Raw genomic sequence first — 3892 nt, forward strand, 5'->3', positions numbered from 1 at the left:
AGAACGTCGCCTGGTAAAATGAAAAACATCAGCTATTTGGCTGATGTTTTTTTGTGTTCTTAAAGTTAAGATTTCTTTGGTGCCTTGTATTCTAGTTCATTTTTTATTCATATTTAAGATGTAAATTTAATAAGTACTTAAATTTAGACATAGAGTTAGGAGTAAAGTGATGAAAAAAGAAAAAAATATAAATAATAACGATTGGAAAAACTTTATAGCATTAATTAAAAGTGCAAACCCGCCAAAGGTCTTATTCATTGTAGGCGTCTTATTAAGTGTAACAACAACTTTAGTTGGATTATTATTACCATTACTTACTAAGAAGTTCGTAGATGGATTTTCAATATCATCTTTAAGTGCTGGTCAAATAGCTTTATTTGCAGGTGTATTACTTTTACAAGCTATTTCTTCAGCTACTGCAATCTACTTGTTAAGTAGAGTTGGAAATCAGGTTGTAGCAAATGTAAGACATCGATTATGGAAAAAGATGATCGTTCTACCAATTTCTTATTACGACAATAGTCAAACAGGAGAAAATGTAAGTAGAGTTACCAATGATACGGCAATTTTAAAAGGTTTAATAACTGAACATATTACTAATTTTTTAACTGGTATTATTTCAATAGTTGGTTCGTTTGTTTTATTACTAATATTAGATTGGAAAATGACGTTAGTAACTTTTAGTATCATACCTGTTATTGTATTGATTTTTATCCCAATTGGAAAACAAATGTCAAAGCTGTCAAAGTTAACACAAGATGAAACGGCGAAGTTCACATCATTAATTAGCCAAGTCTTCTCTGAGATTAGATTAGTTAAGGTTTCAAATGCGGAATCAACTGAAATGACAAATGGTAGTAAGGGTATAAATAAGTTATTGTCATTTGGTATTAAAGAAGGAAAATTACATGCCTTAATCGGACCAATCGTTTCCTTTGTATTAATGTTAGTTCTTGTTGTGATTATTGGATATGGTGGGGTGAGGGTATCATCTGGTGTAATCACAGCAGGCGCACTTGTAGCCTATATACTATATTTATTTCAAATCATTTTTCCAGTTACTCAAATTACGCACTTTTTTACTGAGCTTCAAAAAACAAAAGGTGCAACAGAGCGTATGATCAGCATTTTAGAGTTAGAGGAAGAAGATTATCAAAACGGAACAGAAGACATTGATACTAATTTACCAATTTATATTAATAATTTAAGCTTTGCATATAAGGATGAAGAAATTTTAAAAGTGCTTAATTTTTCTATTAGTCCTGGTAAAGTAACTGCAATAGTGGGCCCTAGTGGTAGTGGGAAAACGACTTTGTTTTCACTGATTGAGCGCTTTTATTCTCCTACTGATGGAGAAATTTCAATCGGCACTAATCCAATTAATAACCTTAAATTAGAAAGCTGGAGAAAACACATCGGTTATGTTGCTCAAGAAAGTCCTTTGATCATTGGGACGATACGAGATAATATTTGCTATGGTATTGGTAGAGATGTAACTGAACAAGAATTAGAGAATATTTCTAAAATGGCGTATGTAGACCAATTCGTTAGTGAATTGCCATTAGGATTTAAAACTGAAGTTGGAGAAAGAGGAATTAAATTATCCGGTGGTCAAAGGCAACGTATAGGTATTGCTAGAGCTTTATTAAGAAATCCAAAATTACTAATGTTAGATGAGGCTACATCGAATCTTGATAGTAGGTCGGAGTTAGTTGTTCAGAATGCACTATCAAATTTAATGCAGGGTAGAACAACATTAATCATTGCTCATCGTCTATCTACTGTAATTGATGCTGATCAAATCGTATTTTTAGATAAAGGAGAAATCACTGGTATCGGAACACATAATGAGTTATACAGCTACCACCCGATGTATAAAGAGTTTGCTGATCAACAATTAAGAGTGAATAGTACCGTATAACGTATTAGGGAAGGAAAAGTGTGATGGCCAATATTTTAGTTGTAGATGACGATCCCCATATTCGTAAGTTGTTAAGTGTTTTATTAAGTAATGAAGGATTTGTAGTATTCGAGTCAACAAATGGTATCGAAGCTTTAGAAACCTTTGATAAACAAAAAATAGATCTTATGATCATTGATTTAATGATGCCTAAAATGGATGGATTTGAGCTTTGCCAAGAGGTAAGATTTGCGTATGATCTTCCTATTATTATGCTAACTGCAAAAGGTGAAACGGAACAAAAAGTAAAGGGATTTAAATTGGGAACAGATGACTATGTTGTAAAACCTTTTGAACCAGCTGAGTTAATTGTAAGAGTAAAAGCTTTATTAAGAAGAGCGAAAATATCATCTTCACAAATAGTTCAGGTTGGAAAGTTAATGATAGATCACGGGAATTTTAAGGTAATCAGCAATGGCAACACAATTACTATACCTATGAAGGAACTAGAATTATTGTTTGTATTGGCTAGTTCTCTTGGAAGAACCTTTTCAAGAGAACAGTTAATTGAAAATATATGGGGTTTTGATTATCAAGGGGACGAAAGAACAGTGGATGTTCATATTAAACGTCTAAGAGAGCGATTTCCCGAGAAAGAATTTCATTTTAAAATTACAACCGTTTGGGGATTAGGATATCGAATGGAGATTATAAAATGAAACTTCTAAAAGGTATAATACAAGCTTTAATCTTTTTTACAGGGATTATCCTCACTAGTAGTATAGTTGCGTATTTTTCAACAACACTTATTTATGACCGTTATTTTGACAATTTATCTGACATAGCTGAACAAACCATTAATACCTTTTTAACCTTTATTTTGTTGGGAATGCTTGCTGCTATTGTTGGTATCTTATTTCATCATCCAAAGCAAAGGATCATGATAAATGAGATAACGAATGCAATTAAAAGTATTTCTCGAGGTGAGTATAATGTTTCATTAAATTTTGAGAAATTTCGCGACGTGAATAGAGGAGAAATTAAAAAAATTATTGATAGTTTTAATAATATGGCGGTTAGTTTAGAACAAGTTGAAAAAATGAGGCAAGAGTTTATCTCTAATGTATCTCATGAGATTCAGTCACCACTAACTTCCATAAAAGGATTTGCAAAAGTTCTTCAAAATGAAAACTTACCTCCAGAAGAAAGAATGCAATATTTAAGTATTATTGAATATGAAAGTAATCGTTTATCTAAACTTAGTGATAATTTGCTCAAGTTGACTTCCTTGGAATCACAAGACCAACCACTCGACAAAGCTTTGTTTTCATTAAACAGTCAACTAATGTATTCAATTTTAAGTTGTGAGCCTCAAATTCTTGAAAAGGATATCAATATGGTTGTTAATCTAAATAAAGTTGATATTGAAGGAGATGAAGTGCTCTTAAACCAGGTGTGGCAGAATTTAATAAGCAATAGTATAAAGTTCACCCCTAATGGCGGAGAAATTTCAGTATCAGTAATAGATGATACTGATAAGATCATCGTTAAGATAAAGGATTCTGGAATCGGAATATCCGATGAAGATCAGATTCATATTTTTGAAAGATTTTATAAAGCAGATAAGTCTAGGGATCGAACTACCATGGGTAATGGATTAGGATTATCTATTGTTAGAAAAATTGTAGAGATGCATAACGGAGTAGTATATGTAGAAAGTGAAGTTGGTATAGGTTCAACCTTTATTGTGGAATTACCCTTGAAACAAAGCTAATAGTTTTGTGATACCGAGATTTTAACATAAAATGAAAAACATTTTTGTTTTATGTTAAAAAGGTATTGCATTAGTGAAAAATAGATGGTATATTATTAAACGTTGTCACATTAAAAAAAGTGTTCAACAAATTATAATGAAAAATAGTTGTTGACAAAAACAACTAAAAAATGTTATTATAATATAAGTCGCTTACGAGTGACGAAGTGAACTTTGAA

Annotated in this window: 3 protein-coding genes; all 3 read left to right on the plus strand. The window is 31.5% G+C overall.

Features of this window, described 5'->3' with window-relative positions; genetic code table 11:
* Positions 1–169 precede the first annotated feature (169 nt).
* From V7056_RS13005 to V7056_RS13015, 3 genes are read left to right on the plus strand one after another with little or no spacing between them, the layout of a single operon-like run.
* Entirely contained in the window at positions 170–1921 is a 1752-nt protein-coding gene (locus V7056_RS13005) for an ABC transporter ATP-binding protein (protein WP_499702550.1), read from the plus strand.
* A 20-nt stretch (positions 1922–1941) separates the two neighbouring features.
* On the plus strand, positions 1942–2619 hold the full coding sequence (locus tag V7056_RS13010; protein WP_499702552.1) for a response regulator transcription factor: 678 nt from the start codon (positions 1942–1944) through the stop codon (positions 2617–2619).
* On the plus strand, positions 2616–3674 hold the full coding sequence (locus tag V7056_RS13015) for a sensor histidine kinase (RefSeq protein ID WP_499702553.1): 1059 nt from the start codon (positions 2616–2618) through the stop codon (positions 3672–3674). Before V7056_RS13010 ends, V7056_RS13015 begins: the two co-directional genes overlap by 4 nt.
* Positions 3675–3892: the final 218 nt, after the last annotated feature.

The sequence above is a fragment of the Bacillus sp. JJ664 genome, from assembly GCF_036962205.1.
Taxonomy (GTDB): domain Bacteria; phylum Bacillota; class Bacilli; order Bacillales; family Bacillaceae_G; genus Gottfriedia.